The organism is Geomonas diazotrophica (genome assembly GCF_018919385.1).
GTDB lineage: Bacteria > Desulfobacterota > Desulfuromonadia > Geobacterales > Geobacteraceae > Geomonas > Geomonas diazotrophica.
Window position 1 is genome coordinate 1 of the sequence record NZ_JAHLMF010000043.1, and the last position, 770, is coordinate 770.

2 tRNA genes and 1 rRNA gene are annotated in these 770 nt (G+C 51.8%); all 3 read right to left on the reverse strand.

Annotation, left to right across the window (positions count from 1 at the left end):
• Nucleotides 1–222: 222 nt before the first annotated feature.
• Nucleotides 223–298 (reverse strand) — tRNA-Ala (locus KOM00_RS20450).
• Nucleotides 299–356: 58 nt separating this feature from the next.
• Nucleotides 357–433, reverse strand: a tRNA-Ile gene (locus KOM00_RS20455).
• Between the two features lie 214 nt (nucleotides 434–647).
• Nucleotides 648–770, reverse strand: a 16S ribosomal RNA gene (locus tag KOM00_RS20460); the annotation flags it as partial.

Consider the following 770-nt stretch of genomic DNA (forward strand, 5'->3'; position numbering starts at 1 on the left):
GTCCTTCATCGCCTCTCTCTGCCTAGGCATCCACCGTACGCCCTTAGTAGCTTGACCATAAAAAAACTGTAAATGATCTCACTGCCATGCATACTTCCCGAAACGACTTACGTCATTTCGGTTGTTACCTACATTCACTACTATGCAATTGTCAAAGAACGAATCTAGCTGCCCGCCTTCGCCGAGGCTTCGGTGGGCATTTTTCCGCTTGCGCGGGAAAAATGGTGGAGGTGAACGGGATCGAACCGATGACCCCCTGCGTGCAAGGCAGGTGCTCTCCCAGCTGAGCTACACCCCCATTTTAAATCGATGGTGATGGCGACTGGATAATCCCCCGTAGCCTTGGCGGAGGGGGATGGTGGGCCTAGGTGGACTCGAACCACCGACCTCACGATTATCAGTCGTGTGCTCTAGCCAGCTGAGCTACAGGCCCGTACCAATCAGTGATGAATACTCAATCACTAAAAATCGTGCCTGGCAGTCATCGCTAACCATTCATCTCTAAGAGTTAAAAGAACAAAAAACCTCGATTCAGCCGAGGCTTGGACTTTCAAAACTAAATAGTAGACAGTATTTGCGAATTGACCTGGATAACCATGACCAGCATCTTACGTGACTCGAGGTCACTGGCTGGTTAGGCTCCTTAGAAAGGAGGTGATCCAGCCGCAGGTTCCCCTACGGCTACCTTGTTACGACTTCACCCCAGTCACCGGCCATTCCTTAGGACGCTGCCTCCCTTGCGGGTTAGCTCACGCACTTCGGGACCAACC